Here is a 15,899-nt window from a genome sequence, read left to right on the forward strand (position 1 = left end):
AGCATGGGGCGGAAGCCGGATCGCGCGGGTTCTTGGTAAGTTACCACACTGAAATCGATACGCATGGGAACACCGCTTTTGTATGCTTGCGCGCCATTTGAAGGGCTTTCGGGATAGCCTCGAAAACACGTCGGTTATACTGATCCGACTCTCGTATGCCCCGCGCGCGTTTCCCGCGTGCCTCGCGTTACATCGCCACAATTTCGCACACTATGACCTTCAAGTTTGCTTCGTCCGTCTTGCCTCTTTCGGCGCGATCCGCGCGCCTCGCCTCAATCGCCTGCCTTGTTGGCGTGATCGGCACACTCAGTATCGGCCAGGCGGTGGCGCAAGGGTCGCCTCAACCCGCGGTGCCGCAAGGGCAAGACTTCGAAGAAGAGATCGTGCCGCAGCGCTACGCGAACAACCCGAATGTAGATGCGTTCATCAACGATCTCGTCGCGCGCTACGACTTCGATTCCGGCTCGCTGCACGCACTCTTTAACCGCGTGAGTTATTCGGCAACAGCGGTCAAGCTGGTCTTGCCGTCGCCCACGCCTGCTACCAAGAACTGGCGCGCTTATCAGTCGCGTTTCATCGAGCCGGTGCGCATTGCGGCCGGCGTGAAGTTCTGGCGCGCTAACCAGGCGGCATTGCAACGGGCATCGGATCAGTATGGCGTGCCGCCCGAGGCGATTGTCGGGATTATCGGCGTGGAGACCATCTATGGCCGGTACATGGGTAACTTCCGCGCGCTCGACGCGTTGACCACGCTGACCTTCGACTACCCCAACACGCCGAATCGCGACGAACGTCAGGCGACGTTCCGCAAGAATCTCGAAGACTTGCTGGTCTGGACGCATGACCAGCAAATCGATCCGACTACCGTGCTGGGTTCGTACACGGGTGCTATCGGCATTCCGCAATTCCTGCCCAGCAGCATCGTGAAATACGCTGTCGACTTCGACGGCAACGGCCACATCGATTTGCGCACGAGTACCGCGGACGCCATTGGCAGCGTGGCGAATTACCTGAAGCAGCACGGCTGGGAGTCCGGACGTCCGGTGGTCTGGAAAATCGCAGGCGATGTCGGCAGCCAGGGCATTGCGCAAGCCGCCGCCGACGGGCAGCCCGAACCCCACTGGTCGCTCGCGCAGCTCACCAAAGCGGGCATGCTGATGGGCGAGCCGGGAGTCAATGTGTCGACGGAAGCAGGCACGCCGGTGACGGTGGTCGATTTACCGACACCGGGCCGGGCAACCGAGTACACGCTGGGGCTGAAGAACTTTTACGTGCTGACCCGCTACAACCGCAGCTTCTTCTATGCGCTCGCCGTGTATCAGCTTGGTGAAGCGGTGAAGGCGCAGATGAATGCCGGCGGAGCGGTAGCGGCTTCGCGATAATTCAGCCTTCGCTCAGACGTTAAAAAGCCCGGACTTGTCCGGGCTTTTTAACGTCTTCTTTTCACTGATATCAAGCCGGAAACACACCCGTCGACAAATACCGGTCGCCGCGATCGCAGACCACGAACACGATAGTCGCGTTCTCGACCTGACGCGCCACGCGCAGCGCCACTTCACACGCGCCCGCGGCCGATATGCCGCAAAAGATGCCTTCCACCGACGCCAGCCGCCGCGCCATGGCTTCAGAGGCCGCCTGGCTCACGCTTTCCGTACGATCCACACGGCTGCGATCGAAGATCTTCGGCAGATACGCCTCTGGCCATTTGCGGATGCCCGGGATCCGCGAGCCTTCTTCCGGCTGTGCCCCGACAATCTCGATCTTCTCGTTTTGCTCCTTCAGATACTGCGACACGCCCATGATCGTGCCGGTCGTGCCCATAGCGGAAACGAAGTGGGTGATGCGCCCTTCCGTGTCACGCCACAATTCCGGACCCGTTGTCTCGTAGTGAGCGAGCGGGTTATCGGGATTGGCAAACTGATCCAGGATGATGCCTTTACCGTCACGCTGCATTTGCTCGGCCAGATCGCGTGCGTACTCCATACCGCCCGTCACCGGCGTGAGCACGATTTCCGCACCGTACGCGGCCATGCTCTGGCGGCGTTCCACCGACAGGTCTTCCGGCATCAGCAATACCATCTTGTAGCCGCGAATGGCGGCGGCCATGGCGAGTGCAATGCCCGTATTGCCGCTGGTCGATTCGATCAGCGTGTCGCCAGGCTTGATACGTCCGCGCTCTTCCGCTTTCTTGATCATCGATAACGCCGGACGGTCCTTCACCGAACCCGCCGGGTTATTGCCTTCGAGCTTGCCGAGAATCACGTTGTTGCGCACGCGAATCTCGTCGTCCGGAATACGGACCAGTTGAACCAGGGGCGTATTGCCGATGGTGTCTTCAATAGTTTTGTAAGCCATAGCGGGTGTGTTGCAGAGCGTAGAGCTTTTGATTGTAGCCCACGGGTCTTTTTGATGCCGCGCGGCCCTGTTGGGCAGAGGGGCGTACGGGCCTTGAAAGCACCTTCTTGCAAGCCGGGAGTGCATCGGCCAGCCGGCGCGCCAGCCGATGCGTCGTACCGCTCTACTTCTTCACAACAACCGCGCCGGCGGCTGGCTTGGCGGCAGCTCCCGCAACGGGCCTCCCTGCTGCTGGAGCCGCCGCTGCCGTGCTTGTGCCAGTACCGATAGTCAGGCCCTCGGCCTGCAAGCGTTCGACCGTCTTGCCGCCCATCCCCTTCACGCGTTTGGTGAGCTCGGCTGCATCCTTGAACGGACCGTGCGCCTCGCGTTCGTCGAGAATGGCTTTCGCCTTGGCCGGCCCGATACCTTTGATACCGCGCAGTGCATCGGAATTGGCTGCGTTGATATCGACGGCTGCAAACTCCGATGCCATGGATACAGCCAGAGTGAATGCCGCAACGAATTTCTTGATCATGTGAGTCTCCCTTGAAAACCGGTCCGCGCTGATCGCTGACCCGGAGACCCAGTGTAGAAAAACGGCAAGTGCTTTTATAGCTGACCGAATAGCCAACGCACGTAGCGATCAACGCCTTCCTGCACCGTCAGGAACGGCGCGTCGTAACCCGCCTCGCGCAACTTCGACTGGTCCGCCTGCGTAAAGCATTGATACTTGCCGCGCAGTGCGTCGGGGAACGGAATGTATTCGATCAGGCCACGCTGCACGAGCTCGGCGAGCGACAACGGCGGCTCGCCATTGATGGCGCGCAATGAATTCACGACCGTCGATGCAATGTCGTTGAACGGCTGAGCCCGCCCGGTGCCCAGATTGAAGATGCCCGACTTCTCCGGGTGATCGAAGAAATGCAGGTTCACCTTCGTCACGTCTTCCACGGAAACGAAATCGCGCGTCTGCTCGCCCGCACCATAACCGTTGTATTCGCCGAACAGCTTCACTTTCCCTTCGGCGCGAAACTGGTTGAAGTTGTGGAACGCCACGGACGCCATGCGTGCCTTGTGCGTTTCGCGCTGACCATAGACGTTGAAGTAGCGGAAGCCCGCTATCTGGCTTTTCGCGGTCGGGAGGACCTGGCGAATGATCTGATCGAAAAGAAACTTCGAGTAGCCGTAAACGTTCAGCGGCTTTTCAAGTTCGCGGCTTTCCACGAACTTGCTCGATCCGCCATAAACCGCCGCCGAGGATGCATACAGGAACTGCACGCCATTTTCGAGGCACGTGTCCAGCATGTCGCGGCTGTAGCGGAAATTGTTTTCCATCATGTAGCGGCCGTCGGTCTCCATGGTGTCGGAGCACGCGCCTTCGTGGAAAACCGCTTTGACCTTGCCGAAATCGCCGCGTTTGAAGCGCGCGACAAACTCGGTCTTATCGAGGTAATCATCGATCTCGCAGTCGACCAGATTCTTGAATTTGTCGGCGCGCGTGAGGTTATCGACCGCGATCACGCGTTGCTCGCCACGCTCGTTGAGCGCCTTGACGAGATTGCTGCCAATAAACCCGGCCGCGCCGGTAACGATGATTGTCATGGTGTTTTTAGCCGAAAGATCAGGCGAAAAGTTCGTTGTAGTCGACGGTCGCCGTACCCAGCTTTCCGACGACGATTCCCGCCGCCCGGTTCGCGTAAGCAATACAGTCAATCAGCGGCACGCCCGCGCCCAGCATGGTTGCAACGGTTGCAATGACCGTGTCTCCCGCACCCGAAACATCATACACTTCACGTGCATCGGCCTGCGTGTGGACCACCTGGTCGGCGGTGAAAAGCGTCATGCCTTCTTCCGAGCGCGTCAGCAGCAGAGCACTGATTTCCAGCGATTCACGCAGCGCCGTCACCCGTTGCAGCAGATCTTCCTCGGAGCTCCAGCGCCCGACCACTTCGCGCAATTCCGCGCGGTTCGGCGTGATCAGCGTGGCGCCGCGATAGCGGTCCCAATCGTCGCCCTTCGGATCGACCAATACCGGTTTGCCGGCGCGGCGGGCATCGGCGATCATTTGCGTGACGTGAGTCAGACCGCCCTTCGCGTAATCCGACATCAGGATCACGTCGTGTTGCGGCAAAAGCGTTTCGAAGCGCGCGAGACACGCGCTCAGCACTTCGTGCGTGGGCGAGTTCTCGAAGTCCACACGCAGCAGTTGCTGCTGCCGCGACAACACCCGCAGCTTGATGGTCGTGAGCAATGCCGGATCGCGTTCCAGATGAGCCGTCACCCGGCTTTCGTCCAGCAACTGGACGATGCACTCGCCGGGCTCATCGTGACCGACCACGCACAACAGTCCTGCTTGCGCACCAAGCGCCGCCGCGTTGCGCGCGACGTTCGCCGCGCCCCCGAGCCGGTCTTCCTTGCGCTGCACGTGAACGACCGGCACCGGCGCTTCCGGCGAGATGCGGTTCACGTCGCCGAACCAGTAGCGGTCGAGCATCACGTCGCCGACAACCAGCACGCGCGCCGCCGCAATGCGCGCGCGCGGGACTGGCGTGACCCGCGCGAAAGACGCGGCCGATGCGGTTTCAGGCGTGAGGGAGTTCGACATGGGGACGTCCTATTGCAAAATAATCGATGCCGAGTTCCGCCATCGCTTCAGGTTCATACAGGTTGCGGCCATCGAAGATGACGGGCATCTTGAGCTCGCTTTTCAGATGCGCGAAATCCGGGCTCTTGAATTCCTTCCACTCGGTCACGATCACGAGTGCATCCGCGCCCGGCAAGGCGTCCTTCTGCGACTCGACGAAGTGCAGGCGTTCGAGCTGACCGGGTTTATCGGCGAGATCGAGCGCGAAAACGCGGCGGCTTTCCGTCAGCGCCACGGGGTCATAGGCACGCACCGTCGCGCCCCGCTCCAGCAGCGCGCCAATCAAACGGCGGCTCGACGCTTCGCGCATGTCGTCGGTGTTCGGCTTGAACGCAAGGCCCCACACGGCGAACGTGCGCCCGCGCAGATCCTCGCCCATGCGCTTCGTGATCTTCGTGACGAGCACTTCCTTCTGCAGATCGTTCACTTCTTCCACGGCTTCAAGTATTCTCAGCCGATGCCCGTTTTCCCGCGCCGTTTGGGCGAGCGCCTGGACGTCCTTCGGGAAACACGAACCGCCGTACCCGCAGCCCGCATACAGGAAGTGATAACCGATGCGCGGATCAGAGCCAATCCCGCGACGCACTGATTCGATGTCCGCGCCGATCGCATCGGCGAGATTCGACAGGTCGTTCATGAACGAGATGCGCGTAGCCAGCATGGCGTTGGCTGCGTACTTCGTGAACTCGGCCGAGCGCACATCCATATACAGCGTGCGTTCGTGATTGCGGTTGAACGGTGCGTAGAGGAGCTTGATCTTCTCGCGCGCGCGTTGGCCGGCTTCGTCGTCGTCGACGCCGAGCACGATGCGATCAGGACGCATGAAGTCATCGACCGCCGCGCCTTCTTTCAGGAACTCCGGATTCGACAGCACGGAAAAGCCGTTCTGTCCCGTCGGTTCGATGCCGCGTGCGCGCAATTCCTCCTCGATCACCCGGCGAACGTGCTGCGCCGTGCCGACCGGGACCGTGGATTTATCGACGATGACTTTGAAGCCGTTCGCGTACCGCCCGATATTGCGCGCCGCTCCGAGCACATATTGCAGGTCGGCGGAACCGTCCTCGTCCGGCGGCGTGCCGACGGCGATGAACTGGATCTCGCCATGCTCGGCGCTTTCCTTGATATCGGTCGAAAAGCGGATCCGCCCGGCTGCACGAGTGCGCTTGAGCATCTCGTGGAGACCCGGTTCGTGGATCGGCACGCCGCCGCTGTTGAGGATGTCGATCTTGGTCGGATCGACATCGAGGCAGAGCACGTCGTTGCCGATTTCAGCGAGGCATGCGCCGGTCACAAGTCCGACGTAGCCCGTCCCGATAATGGATATTTTCATATGCGTTCCGGAGAATCCGGTGAGTGTCGAAAAATCAGGCCGCGAGGGCCACGAAGTCCGATCGGATAAACATTACATGCACCGCACAGGACGGTGGTCCTGACGGGCGATGGCGGTTGAACGCCGGCGATCGATGCAGCCGCCTCACGCGGCAGTGGTGATCGGCTCGACCCGGCGCGGCGCATAGGTTTCCCAGCCACTGCAGCCCGGGCATTGCCAATAAAAAAGACGCGCGCGAAAACCGCAATTCTGGCACGTGTAGCGCGGCAAATTCTTGGTCCGCTGCTTGACCAGCGCGCGCATGAGTTCCAGTTCGCTGCGGCGCGGTTCTTCTGCAGTAGCAACTTGCGCCTCCAGCAGCCGCGTCATGCCGGCCAGGTTCGGCGACGTCTGCATCTGATGGCGCGCGAGCGTGTGCGCGGCGTCGAGACCGCGCAGCTCCGAGACATGCTTGAATGCGACGTCGAGCAGATCGTTGGTCGGATAGCGGTTCACAAAATCGACCAGCAGATCCACGCCTTCCGCCGTCCTGCCGAGTTGCGTGTACGCCTGAACCAGTTTCTCCGCGACCAGCGGAAGATAGGCCGCATTCTGCGCTTCCACGCGACGCCAGCACGCAATCGCAGCTTCGAGATCGCCGCCGGCTGCATCGACGTCTCCTACCAGGATAGTCGCACGCACGTTTTCCGGATTCGCCGCGAGGGCGAGCTTCAACTCGGCGCGTGCGTCGGCGGGATTCTTACGCTGCAGCGCTTCTTGCGCGAGTTCGCAGTGGAATTGGGCAACTTCCTTGGCCAGCGAGGCCGCACCCATTTCTTCGATGCGCTCGGCCGTCGTGATCGACTTGTTCCAGTCCTTCTCGATCTCGTAAATGGTCAGGAGCGCACGTTGCGCCCCCAGCGCGTACTCACCCGCCTCGAGCGACCGGAACGTTTCTTCGGCGCGGTCAAGAAGGCCTGCTTTCAGGAAATCCTGTCCGAGTTCGTACAGCGCGTGGTCGCGCTCGGCGACAGGAAGATCCGGACGGCTCAGCAAGTTCTGGTGCACGCGAATCGCGCGGTCGGTTTCACCGCGCCGGCGAAACAGGTTGCCAAGCGCAAAGTGCAATTCGATGGTTTCGGGATCGAGCTTCGCCACTTCGATAAATGCATCGATGGCCTTGTCGTGTTGCTCGTTCAGCAGGAAATTGAGGCCGCGAAAGTACGAGCGCGGCAGGTTGGCGTTTTCGGACAGCAGCGTTTTCAGATCATAGCGGGAAGCCATCCAGCCAAGAGCAAACGCGACCGGAATGACAAGCAGCCACCAGAAGTCTAGATCCATGCGAATTCTTGTTAGAGGTTAAATACCGGACCACGTACAAGGCGCGGCCGGCTGCACGAAGCAACACCGGCCGCGGCCTATCAGATCAGCGGCGGCATGGGCGGGTCCAGCGGCACGACAGGCACATCCCGCGCCGTGCGCAATTCCCGTTTGAGCCGGGCATTTTCCATCCTCAGGCGGAACACGGTTGGCAGCGAGGACAGCAAGCCGGCCAGCAGTCCGACCACGAAAAACGCCAGCCCAATCAAGATGAGCGGTGCGTCCCACGAATAACCAGCGAGGAAATTGAGCGTCGCCGTTTGCGTGTTGGCGAGGGCGAGCACCAGCAACACGACGAAAACGAGGATACGAATCAGCCAGACAAAAAATTTCATAGGGGTCTCTTTGACGGCGGTAACTGAATAAAGCAGGCACAACCGGACGGAGGGCATGGATGAGGAGCGCAAAGCGCGCGCCACATCGCCGGAGCCCATGAGCGTCCGGTATTGTAATTGATGCGTATGGCGCGAGGCGCAAAGGCTGAATGCGACTAGTCGATCGGCCCGACCAGACATTGGAACAGTCACCCCGTTCGAAGCGCGCAGACATAAAAAAAGCACCCTTACGGGTGCTTTTTCGGTCATTTGCCACTGACTGCGCAGCGCGCGAACCGGTAGGAATCTGGACGCCGGTCAAACATCGTCGTCTTCGTCGCTATCCGGCTCATTCGACTGTTTCAGCGGTTCGCCCGCGCGTCCGTCGACACGTTCCCGCAACTCCTTGCCCGGTTTGAAATGCGGTACGAATTTCTCCGGTACCAGCACCTTCTCGCCCGACTTGGGATTGCGGCCAACACGCGATGGCCGACGATTGAGGCCGAAACTGCCGAAGCCGCGAATTTCGATGCGATGGCCGTTGGCCAGGGCGTCCGACATTGCATCGAGCATCGTCTTCACAGCGAAATCCGCATCTTTAAGTACAAGTTGCGGAAATCGCAGCGCCAGTTGGGCGACCAATTCCGATTTGGTCATGCTGCAGCAATACCTGCGGCTTAGCCGTTCTGGCCGTCGAGCTTGGCCTTCAACAGCGCGCCAAGGTTCGTCGTGCCGGTTGCAGCCGTGCTCGAGTCAGCCGAAGCCAGACCACGGATTGCTTCCTGTTGCTCAGCCGAATCCTTGGCTTTGATCGACAGGTTGATGCCACGCGACTTGCGATCGATGTTGATGATCATCGCGTTGACCTTGTCGCCTTCTTTCAGCACGTTGCGAGCATCTTCCACGCGGTCCTGAGCGATTTCCGACGCACGCAGATAACCTTCCACGTCTGCCGTCAACGTCACGACTGCACCCTTCGCGTCAACCGACTTGACCACGCCGTCAACCGTCGCGCCCTTGTCGTTCATTGCCACGAAGTTGCTGAACGGATCGCCTTCGAGCTGCTTGATACCCAGCGAGATGCGTTCCTTCTCCACGTCGATGCCCAGGACGATTGCCTGAACTTCGTCGCCCTTCTTGTACTTGCGAACCGCTTCTTCGCCCGTTTCGCTCCACGACAGGTCCGAGAGGTGAACCAGACCGTCGATGCCGCCCGGCAGGCCGATGAACACGCCGAAGTCGGTGATCGACTTGATGGCGCCTTCCAGCTTGTCGCCCTTCTTGAAGTTGCGGCTGAAGTCGTCCCACGGGTTCGGCTTGCACTGCTTCATGCCGAGGCTGATACGGCGGCGGTCTTCGTCGATTTCGAGAACCATGACTTCGACTTCGTCACCGAGTTGCACAACCTTCGACGGTGCAACGTTCTTGTTCGTCCAGTCCATTTCCGACACGTGAACCAGGCCTTCGATGCCCGATTCCACTTCGACGAATGCGCCGTAGTCGGTGATGTTGGTGACCTTGCCGAACAGGCGCGTGCCCGACGGGTAACGGCGGGAAATGCCTTCCCACGGATCGTCGCCGAGTTGCTTGATACCCAGCGAGACGCGGTTCTTCTCCTGGTCGAACTTGAGGATCTTCGCGGTGACTTCCTGGCCAACCGACAGAACTTCGCTCGGGTGACGCACACGACGCCATGCGATGTCCGTGATGTGCAGCAGGCCGTCGATACCGCCGAGGTCCACGAATGCGCCGTAGTCGGTGATGTTCTTGACCACGCCTTCCACGATAGCGCCTTCCTTCAGCGTTTCGAGCAGCTTTGCGCGCTCTTCGCCTTGGGTCGCTTCGATCACGGCACGGCGCGACAGCACAACGTTGTTGCGCTTGCGGTCGAGCTTGATCACGCGGAATTCGAGGGTCTTGCCTTCGTACGGGGTCGTGTCCTTGACCGGACGCGTGTCAACCAGCGAACCCGGCAGGAACGCGCGGATGCCGTTGACCATCACGGTCATGCCGCCCTTGACCTTGCCCGTGATCGTGCCGGTCACGAGTTCGTTGTTGTCGAGCGCTTTTTCCAGCGACAGCCACGAAGCCAGACGCTTCGCCTTGTCGCGCGACAGGATCGTGTCGCCATAACCGTTTTCCAGGGCGTCGATGGCCACTGAAACAAAGTCGCCCGCCTGCACTTCTACCTCGCCCGCGTCGTTCAGGAATTCTTCGAGCGGAATGTAGGCTTCGGACTTGAGACCCGCGTTGACGACCACGAAATTGTGGTCGACGCGCACGACTTCGGCGGAAATGACTTCACCCGCACGCATGTCCTGCTTGGTCAACGACTCTTCGAACAGAGCCGCAAAAGATTCGGTATTCGGGGTAGATGTTTGCAGGTCGGACATAAAAATCTATAGTTGCGCAGCTACTTCGCGTTTGCCTGCCCGAACCATTCGGGCCAATTGCAAGAAAAAACGAGCGCCACACGGGGTTGAGGGGTTAATACACGCTCCATGTTTCTCATGGAGCTCCAACGCAAAGCCAACGGACTTGTCGGCTTTTTGCAACGATTGCAATCAGTTTCCAGCACCTTACACGCGAATTGCGGTGTACCAACCGATGATCTGATCGACCGCCTGGTCGATGGATAGCCCGGAGGTGTCCAGCGTCTTCGCGTCCACTGCGGGCTTGAGCGGTGCGGCTGCACGGCTGCTGTCCCGTGCGTCCCGCTCGCGCAAATCTCGCAGCAAGTCTTCCATATTAGCAGAAAAGCCTTTTTGTATCAATTGCTTATGCCGCCGAGCGGCGCGCGCTTCTGCGCTCGCCGTGAGGAATACCTTGAGTGTTGCGTCGGGGAAAATAACGGTTCCCATGTCGCGGCCGTCCGCGACCAGCCCCGGAGGCCTGCGGAAGGCCCGCTGGCGGGCAATCAGCGCGGTCCTAACCTGTGGGTGGACCGCGATCGCCGAGGCGCGCTTGCCAATTTCTTCAGCACGGATTTCGGTGGAGACATCCACGCCGTCGAGCTGTGCCAAGCCCTCGCGAAATGTGATGTGAAGCTCGGCGACCAGTTCCGCGAGTGCATCGCCGTGATCGGGTTCTATGTTGTAGCGCGCGCTTGCCAGCGCCGTCAGCCGATACAACGCGCCGCTATCGAGCAGATGGAAACCCAGCGTGGCCGCGACCACGGCGGCGACCGTGCCTTTGCCGGAGGCCGTCGGGCCATCGATGGTGATGACGGGCGTTTGATGAAAAGGACGGGTCGGTTTCATCGCAGGCGTCCGGGTCGGCCGAAAACGGCACGCTTATATATATTAGTCACGGTCATCACGCCTTCGCCAGCTTGGCAAATTGCTCGAAATAGTCGGGGAAGGTCTTCGCCACGCACTTCGGGTCGTTGATGCGCACCGGCACGCCGCCCAGGCTCACGAGCGAAAAACACATGGCCATCCGATGGTCGTCGTAGGTGTCGATAGCCGCGTTTGGCGTCAGTTGCGCCGGCGGCGTGACCACGAGGTAGTCCGCGCCCTCCTCGACCGTTGCGCCGACCTTGCGCAGTTCGGTGGCCATCGCGGCGATGCGGTCGGTTTCCTTCACGCGCCAGCTCGCGATATTGCGCAGCGTGGTCGTGCCGTTGGCGAACAACGCGGCAACTGCAATGGTCATGGCCGCGTCGGGGATCAGGTTGAAATCCATGTCGATGGGCATCAGCCTGCCGTCGTCCGATTCCACGCCGCGTACTTCGATCCAGTCGTCGCCAAGCATCACGTTCGCACCCATGCGGATCAGCGCGTCGGCAAAATTCACGTCGCCCTGGATGCTCGCGCGGCCCACGCCTTCCACGCGCAGCGGCCCACCGCCGAGCGCACCGGCCGCGAGAAAATACGACGCCGACGATGCATCGCCTTCCACCGCGATCGCGCCTGGCGACTGGTAACGCCCGCCCGCCGGCAACGTGAAGCGCGACCAGCCGTCGCGCTCGACGCTCAGGCCGAAACGCTCCATCAGCTTGATCGTGATCTCGATATACGGCTTCGAAATCAGTTCGCCTTCCACTTCGATCACGATCGGGCCGCGTTGGCTTTGCGCGAGCGGCAGGCTTATCAGCAACGCGGTCAGGAACTGGCTGGAGACATCGCCGCGAACCTTGATCGGTTTGTCGATGGCAATGCCGGCAGCGTGGATCTGCAGCGGCGGGAAACCGGCGTTGGCTTCGTAGTCGATCGACGCGCCGATCTGGCGCAGGCCGTCGACGAGATCGCCGATCGGCCGTTCATGCATGCGCGGCACGCCATGCACGCGGTACTCGCCGCCGTTCAACGCCAGCGCGGCCGTCAACGGACGCACCGCGGTGCCGGCGTTGCCAAGGAAAAACTCTGCCGACTTCACCGGAAAGCCGCCGCCCGTCCCCTTCACGACGCAACGCTCGCCGTCATTCTTCACGTCGATGCCGAGCTTCGCGAGCGCGGCGAGCATCACACGGGTATCGTCGGAATCGAGCAGATTGGTGATCACCGTTTCGCCCTCGGCCAACGCGGCGAGCAGCAAAACGCGATTAGAAATGCTCTTCGATCCGGGCAGCCGGACCGTGCCGGACGCACGCGAAAAAGGTCCGAGATCGAGGTGTTCCATGTGCAAGTCCAGTTAACTATTGTGCGGAATCATCGGCGGCCTTGAGTCCACCGCCTTGTTGCCATTGGCTGCGCGCGGTGCGCGAGCGTTCAAACGCGGCTTCGAGCGCAGCGGCGTCCGACGCCTCGATGGCCTCGCGAAAACGCGCCAGCACCTTGGTATAAGCATCGATTTCGGTCAGCAAGGCCGAACGGTTTGCGATACACACGTCGCGCCACATTTCCGGGCTCGACGCCGCGATGCGCGTGAAGTCGCGGAAACCGCCGGCCGCGAACGAAAACTTCAGCGCGGCGTCCGGCGCTTCAAGAATTTGCTCGACGAGCGCGAACGACAGCACATGCGGCAAATGACTCACCGACGCGAATACACCGTCGTGCTGTTCGGCGCTCATCAGATGTACCGAGGCGCCCGTTGCACGCCACATCTCGGCGACGCGCTCGACGGATTCCGGCGCGTTTTCGGGCAACGGACACAGGACGACGTTTTTATCGACGTAAAGATCGGGCAGCGCGGCATCCACGCCACTCGACTCCCGGCCCGCTATGGGATGGCCCGGCACGAATTGCGAAGCACGCGCGCCGAGCGCTGCGCGCGCCGCGATGACCGCGTCGCTTTTTGTGCTGCCGGCATCGGTGACTATGGTGCGCGCGTCGATGAACGGCACGATCCTTCGCAGCAACGGCTCGGTTTGCGCAACGGGCGCCGCGATCAATACGAAATCGGCATCGTGCAGGGCTTGCTTGAGCGCGTTGTCGTCGTCGATCAGCACGGCCGAGTCGATCACGCCGAGTTCCAGCGCCCGCTCGACAGACTTCACGGATCGTCCGACGCCGATGATTTCGCCCGTCGCGCCGGCGCGCTCGCGAAGGCCGCGCGCAAGCGATCCGCCGATCAGGCCGACGCCGAAAATCACGAGTTTATTGAATGAGAACGCAGCCACGGGACATCGATAAAAACGCGCCCGAAGGCGCGAAGGGTGAACAATCGAGGGCGTTCTATCAACGCCCGACAAGACAATCAGGCCGTTGCGGACAACGCCTTTTCGAGCGCGGCGATAAACGCTTCGTTTTCTTCCGGCAGTCCGATCGTGATACGCAGCCACGGTAACAAGCCGTAGTTCGCGACCGGCCGCACGATCACGCCTTGCTTGAGCAAAGCGAGATTGACGCGCTGACCGGCGGCGTCATCATTGCCCACGCGCACCATCACGAAGTTGCCGTCGGACGGCACGTATTCGAGCCCGAGATTATCGAACGCTTCAGTGAGCCGGCGATAACCCGCCGCGTTGATCTCCGCACTCTTCGCGAGAAACGCCGTGTCCTTCAACGCAGCGATGGCCGCGGCTTGCGCGAGCGAATTCACGTTGAACGGCTGACGCAGACGGTTGAGCAGATCGGTTTGCTCCGGCTGGGCAATGGCAAAACCCACGCGCAATCCGGCGAGACCGAACGCTTTTGAAAACGTCCGCGATACGATCAGATTCGGATATTTGCGCACCCAGGCAATCGAATCGTAGCGTTTGTCCTTCGCCAGATATTCGGTGTATGCCTCGTCCAGCACGACCGCCACGTGGCGCGGCACGCGCGAGATGAACGCTTCAAGCGCGGGGCCGTCGATGAACGTACCTGTCGGATTGTTCGGATTCGCAACGAACACGAGGCGCGTGTCATCGGCGATTGCAGCGAGCATCGCGTCGAGATCGTGACCGTATTTCACAGCCGGCACGACGATCGCACGCGCGCCCAGACCTTGCGTGGCGAGCGCATACACCGCGAACGAGTACTGCGAGTACACGACCGACTGGCCCTTCTCCACCAGCGCATGTGCGGCGATTTCGAGAATGTCGTTGCTGCCGTTGCCGAGCGTGATCCACTCCGGCGGCACGCCATAACGCTCGCCAAGCGCTGCCTTCAGTTCGAAACCGTTCGAATCCGGATAGCGGCCGAGTTCGGCCATGGCTTCGGTCATTGCGCGCTTAGCGGATTCCGGCATGCCCAGCGGATTTTCGTTCGATGCGAGCTTCACGATATCCGCTTCGTTCAGCCCGAATTCACGCGCCACTTCCGAGATCGGCTTGCCGGCAATGTAAGGCGCGATCGCGCGCACGTAGGAAGGGCCGAATTGCGATGTCATATTTTCTCCAGCGTATCTGCGTATGGAAATGCGTGTGGAAAGCGAGGGCTCAACGAGCGCGCGGGTACGATCCGAGGACCTTGAGGAATTCGGCTTTTTGGCCGAGTTCGGTAAGCGCGGCGGCAACGGACGTATCGTCGCGATGGCCTTCTACATCGATATAAAAGTAGTACTCCCACGTGCCGACGCGCGCCGGACGCGATTCGAAACGGGTCATGGAAACACCATGCCGTGCCAGCGGTTCCAGCAGCTTCAGCAACGCGCCTGGCTCGTTCGCCACCGAGACGATCAGCGACGTCTGGTCGTGCCCGCTCACGCCCGTGCGTTCCTTGCCGATCATCACAAAACGCGTGCGGTTGTGAGGATCGTCCTGGATCATCGATCGGAACACGCCCAGACCGTAATGCGTTGCGGCACGATCGCCGGCGATCGCCGCGATGGTAGGGTCGCCCACCGCAAGTCGCGCTGCTTCCGCATTGCTCGATACCGCCTGACGCTGCAACTCGGGCGCATTCGCGGTCAGCCAATGCTGACACTGCGCGAGCGCTTGCGGATGCGCGAACACGCGCGTGACGCCATCGAGCGTGCCCGACGCCGTGAGCAAATTATGGTGAATCGGCAAAGCCAGTTCGCCGCCGATCACAAGCGACGTCTGCAACAGCAAATCGAGCGTACGCGATACCGCGCCTTCCGCCGAGTTCTCGACCGGCACGACGCCAAACTCGGCCGCGCCCGCTTCGACCGAACGAAACACTTCGTCGATGGAAGGACAAGGCAGGCCTTCAATGGAATGTCCGAAGTACTCGAACATCGCCTGTTCGCTGTACGTGCCGACCGGCCCGAGGAACGCGGCACGCAGCGTTTGTTCGAGCGCGCGGCTCGCCGCCATGATTTCGCGCCAGATCGAGCTGATGTGATCGCCGCCAAGCGGTCCTTCGCTCATGTCCTGAAGCCGCGCGATCACCTGCAGTTCACGCTCAGGACGAAACACGGGCGCGTTGAAATGCTTCTTCACCTCGCCCACTTCGAGCGCGACCGCGGCGCGCTGATTCAGGAGCGCGATGAGCTGCGCGTCGAGCGCATCGATGCGTTTACGCAGCGGTTTGAGTTGAGAATTAAGGTCGTCGTCCATGCGATGTTTGGATTAAGTCGGTCCAGCGTG

General features: G+C 60.9%; 15 protein-coding genes. 1 reads left to right on the forward strand and 14 read right to left on the reverse strand.

The window, feature by feature from the left end; translation table 11 throughout:
* Positions 1-212 precede the first annotated feature (212 nt).
* On the forward strand, positions 213-1,382 hold the full coding sequence (gene mltB / locus AXG89_RS01455) for a lytic murein transglycosylase B (RefSeq protein WP_062000015.1): 1,170 nt from the start codon (positions 213-215) through the stop codon (positions 1,380-1,382).
* 70 nt (positions 1,383-1,452) lie between these two features.
* Here mltB and cysM read toward each other — a convergent pair whose 3' ends face one another.
* The 14 genes from cysM to pheA form a co-directional block, all read right to left on the reverse strand.
* Positions 1,453-2,355: a cysteine synthase CysM gene (gene cysM, locus AXG89_RS01460; protein WP_062167330.1), complete on the reverse strand. Its 903-nt coding sequence runs from the start codon at positions 2,353-2,355 to the stop codon at positions 1,453-1,455.
* 163 nt (positions 2,356-2,518) lie between these two features.
* Entirely contained in the window at positions 2,519-2,872 is a 354-nt protein-coding gene (locus AXG89_RS01465; protein ID WP_062167331.1) for a ComEA family DNA-binding protein, read from the reverse strand.
* 74 nt (positions 2,873-2,946) lie between these two features.
* Entirely contained in the window at positions 2,947-3,939 is a 993-nt protein-coding gene (gene rfaD / locus AXG89_RS01470) for an ADP-glyceromanno-heptose 6-epimerase (protein ID WP_062167333.1), read from the reverse strand.
* 19 nt (positions 3,940-3,958) lie between these two features.
* Positions 3,959-4,942 carry a D-glycero-beta-D-manno-heptose-7-phosphate kinase gene (rfaE1, locus tag AXG89_RS01475; RefSeq protein WP_062167335.1) on the reverse strand — a complete coding sequence of 328 codons (984 nt, stop codon included), beginning with the start codon at positions 4,940-4,942 and terminating at the stop codon, positions 3,959-3,961.
* Positions 4,920-6,311, reverse strand: coding sequence for a UDP-glucose dehydrogenase family protein (locus tag AXG89_RS01480; RefSeq protein WP_062000020.1), 1,392 nt, complete (start codon positions 6,309-6,311; stop codon positions 4,920-4,922). The genes rfaE1 and AXG89_RS01480 overlap by 23 nt, the downstream gene beginning before the upstream one ends.
* 144 nt (positions 6,312-6,455) lie before the next feature.
* Positions 6,456-7,631, reverse strand: coding sequence for a lipopolysaccharide assembly protein LapB (lapB, locus tag AXG89_RS01485; RefSeq protein WP_062000021.1), 1,176 nt, complete (start codon positions 7,629-7,631; stop codon positions 6,456-6,458).
* Between the two features lie 80 nt (positions 7,632-7,711).
* Positions 7,712-8,005, reverse strand: coding sequence for a lipopolysaccharide assembly protein LapA domain-containing protein (locus AXG89_RS01490; RefSeq protein WP_062000022.1), 294 nt, complete (start codon positions 8,003-8,005; stop codon positions 7,712-7,714).
* 297 nt (positions 8,006-8,302) lie between these two features.
* Positions 8,303-8,641: an integration host factor subunit beta gene (locus AXG89_RS01495; protein WP_056355824.1), complete on the reverse strand. Its 339-nt coding sequence runs from the start codon at positions 8,639-8,641 to the stop codon at positions 8,303-8,305.
* 20 nt (positions 8,642-8,661) lie between these two features.
* Entirely contained in the window at positions 8,662-10,377 is a 1,716-nt protein-coding gene (gene rpsA / locus AXG89_RS01500) for a 30S ribosomal protein S1 (protein WP_047844853.1), read from the reverse strand.
* 186 nt (positions 10,378-10,563) lie between these two features.
* Complete coding sequence (gene cmk, locus AXG89_RS01505) at positions 10,564-11,244, reverse strand: (d)CMP kinase (protein WP_062000023.1); 681 nt, start codon at positions 11,242-11,244, stop codon at positions 10,564-10,566.
* 55 nt (positions 11,245-11,299) lie between these two features.
* Positions 11,300-12,604 carry a 3-phosphoshikimate 1-carboxyvinyltransferase gene (gene aroA / locus AXG89_RS01510; RefSeq protein WP_062167337.1) on the reverse strand — a complete coding sequence of 435 codons (1,305 nt, stop codon included), beginning with the start codon at positions 12,602-12,604 and terminating at the stop codon, positions 11,300-11,302.
* 16 nt (positions 12,605-12,620) lie between these two features.
* A complete protein-coding gene (locus AXG89_RS01515; protein WP_082771309.1) occupies positions 12,621-13,544 on the reverse strand; it encodes a prephenate dehydrogenase in 924 nt (307 codons plus the stop codon).
* 77 nt (positions 13,545-13,621) lie between these two features.
* Entirely contained in the window at positions 13,622-14,737 is a 1,116-nt protein-coding gene (gene hisC / locus AXG89_RS01520; protein ID WP_062000026.1) for a histidinol-phosphate transaminase, read from the reverse strand.
* 49 nt (positions 14,738-14,786) lie between these two features.
* Positions 14,787-15,869, reverse strand: coding sequence for a prephenate dehydratase (gene pheA, locus AXG89_RS01525; RefSeq protein ID WP_062167339.1), 1,083 nt, complete (start codon positions 15,867-15,869; stop codon positions 14,787-14,789).
* Positions 15,870-15,899 lie beyond the last annotated feature (30 nt).

This window comes from Burkholderia sp. PAMC 26561, from assembly GCF_001557535.2.
Taxonomy (GTDB): domain Bacteria; phylum Pseudomonadota; class Gammaproteobacteria; order Burkholderiales; family Burkholderiaceae; genus Caballeronia.

Excerpts from the sequence above, each read along its gene's own strand:
- mltB (WP_062000015.1), top strand. The coding sequence starts at position 213 with ATGACCTTCAAGTTTGCTTCGTCCGTCTTGCCTCTTTCGGCGCGATCC.
- cysM (WP_062167330.1), bottom strand. The coding sequence starts at position 2,355 with ATGGCTTACAAAACTATTGAAGACACCATCGGCAATACGCCCCTGGTT.
- AXG89_RS01465 (WP_062167331.1), bottom strand. The coding sequence starts at position 2,872 with ATGATCAAGAAATTCGTTGCGGCATTCACTCTGGCTGTATCCATGGCA.
- rfaD (WP_062167333.1), bottom strand. The coding sequence starts at position 3,939 with ATGACAATCATCGTTACCGGCGCGGCCGGGTTTATTGGCAGCAATCTC.
- rfaE1 (WP_062167335.1), bottom strand. The coding sequence starts at position 4,942 with ATGTCGAACTCCCTCACGCCTGAAACCGCATCGGCCGCGTCTTTCGCG.
- AXG89_RS01480 (WP_062000020.1), bottom strand. The coding sequence starts at position 6,311 with ATGAAAATATCCATTATCGGGACGGGCTACGTCGGACTTGTGACCGGC.
- lapB (WP_062000021.1), bottom strand. The coding sequence starts at position 7,631 with ATGGATCTAGACTTCTGGTGGCTGCTTGTCATTCCGGTCGCGTTTGCT.
- AXG89_RS01490 (WP_062000022.1), bottom strand. The coding sequence starts at position 8,005 with ATGAAATTTTTTGTCTGGCTGATTCGTATCCTCGTTTTCGTCGTGTTG.
- AXG89_RS01495 (WP_056355824.1), bottom strand. The coding sequence starts at position 8,641 with ATGACCAAATCGGAATTGGTCGCCCAACTGGCGCTGCGATTTCCGCAA.
- rpsA (WP_047844853.1), bottom strand. The coding sequence starts at position 10,377 with ATGTCCGACCTGCAAACATCTACCCCGAATACCGAATCTTTTGCGGCT.
- cmk (WP_062000023.1), bottom strand. The coding sequence starts at position 11,244 with ATGAAACCGACCCGTCCTTTTCATCAAACGCCCGTCATCACCATCGAT.
- aroA (WP_062167337.1), bottom strand. The coding sequence starts at position 12,604 with ATGGAACACCTCGATCTCGGACCTTTTTCGCGTGCGTCCGGCACGGTC.
- hisC (WP_062000026.1), bottom strand. The coding sequence starts at position 14,737 with ATGACATCGCAATTCGGCCCTTCCTACGTGCGCGCGATCGCGCCTTAC.
- pheA (WP_062167339.1), bottom strand. The coding sequence starts at position 15,869 with ATGGACGACGACCTTAATTCTCAACTCAAACCGCTGCGTAAACGCATC.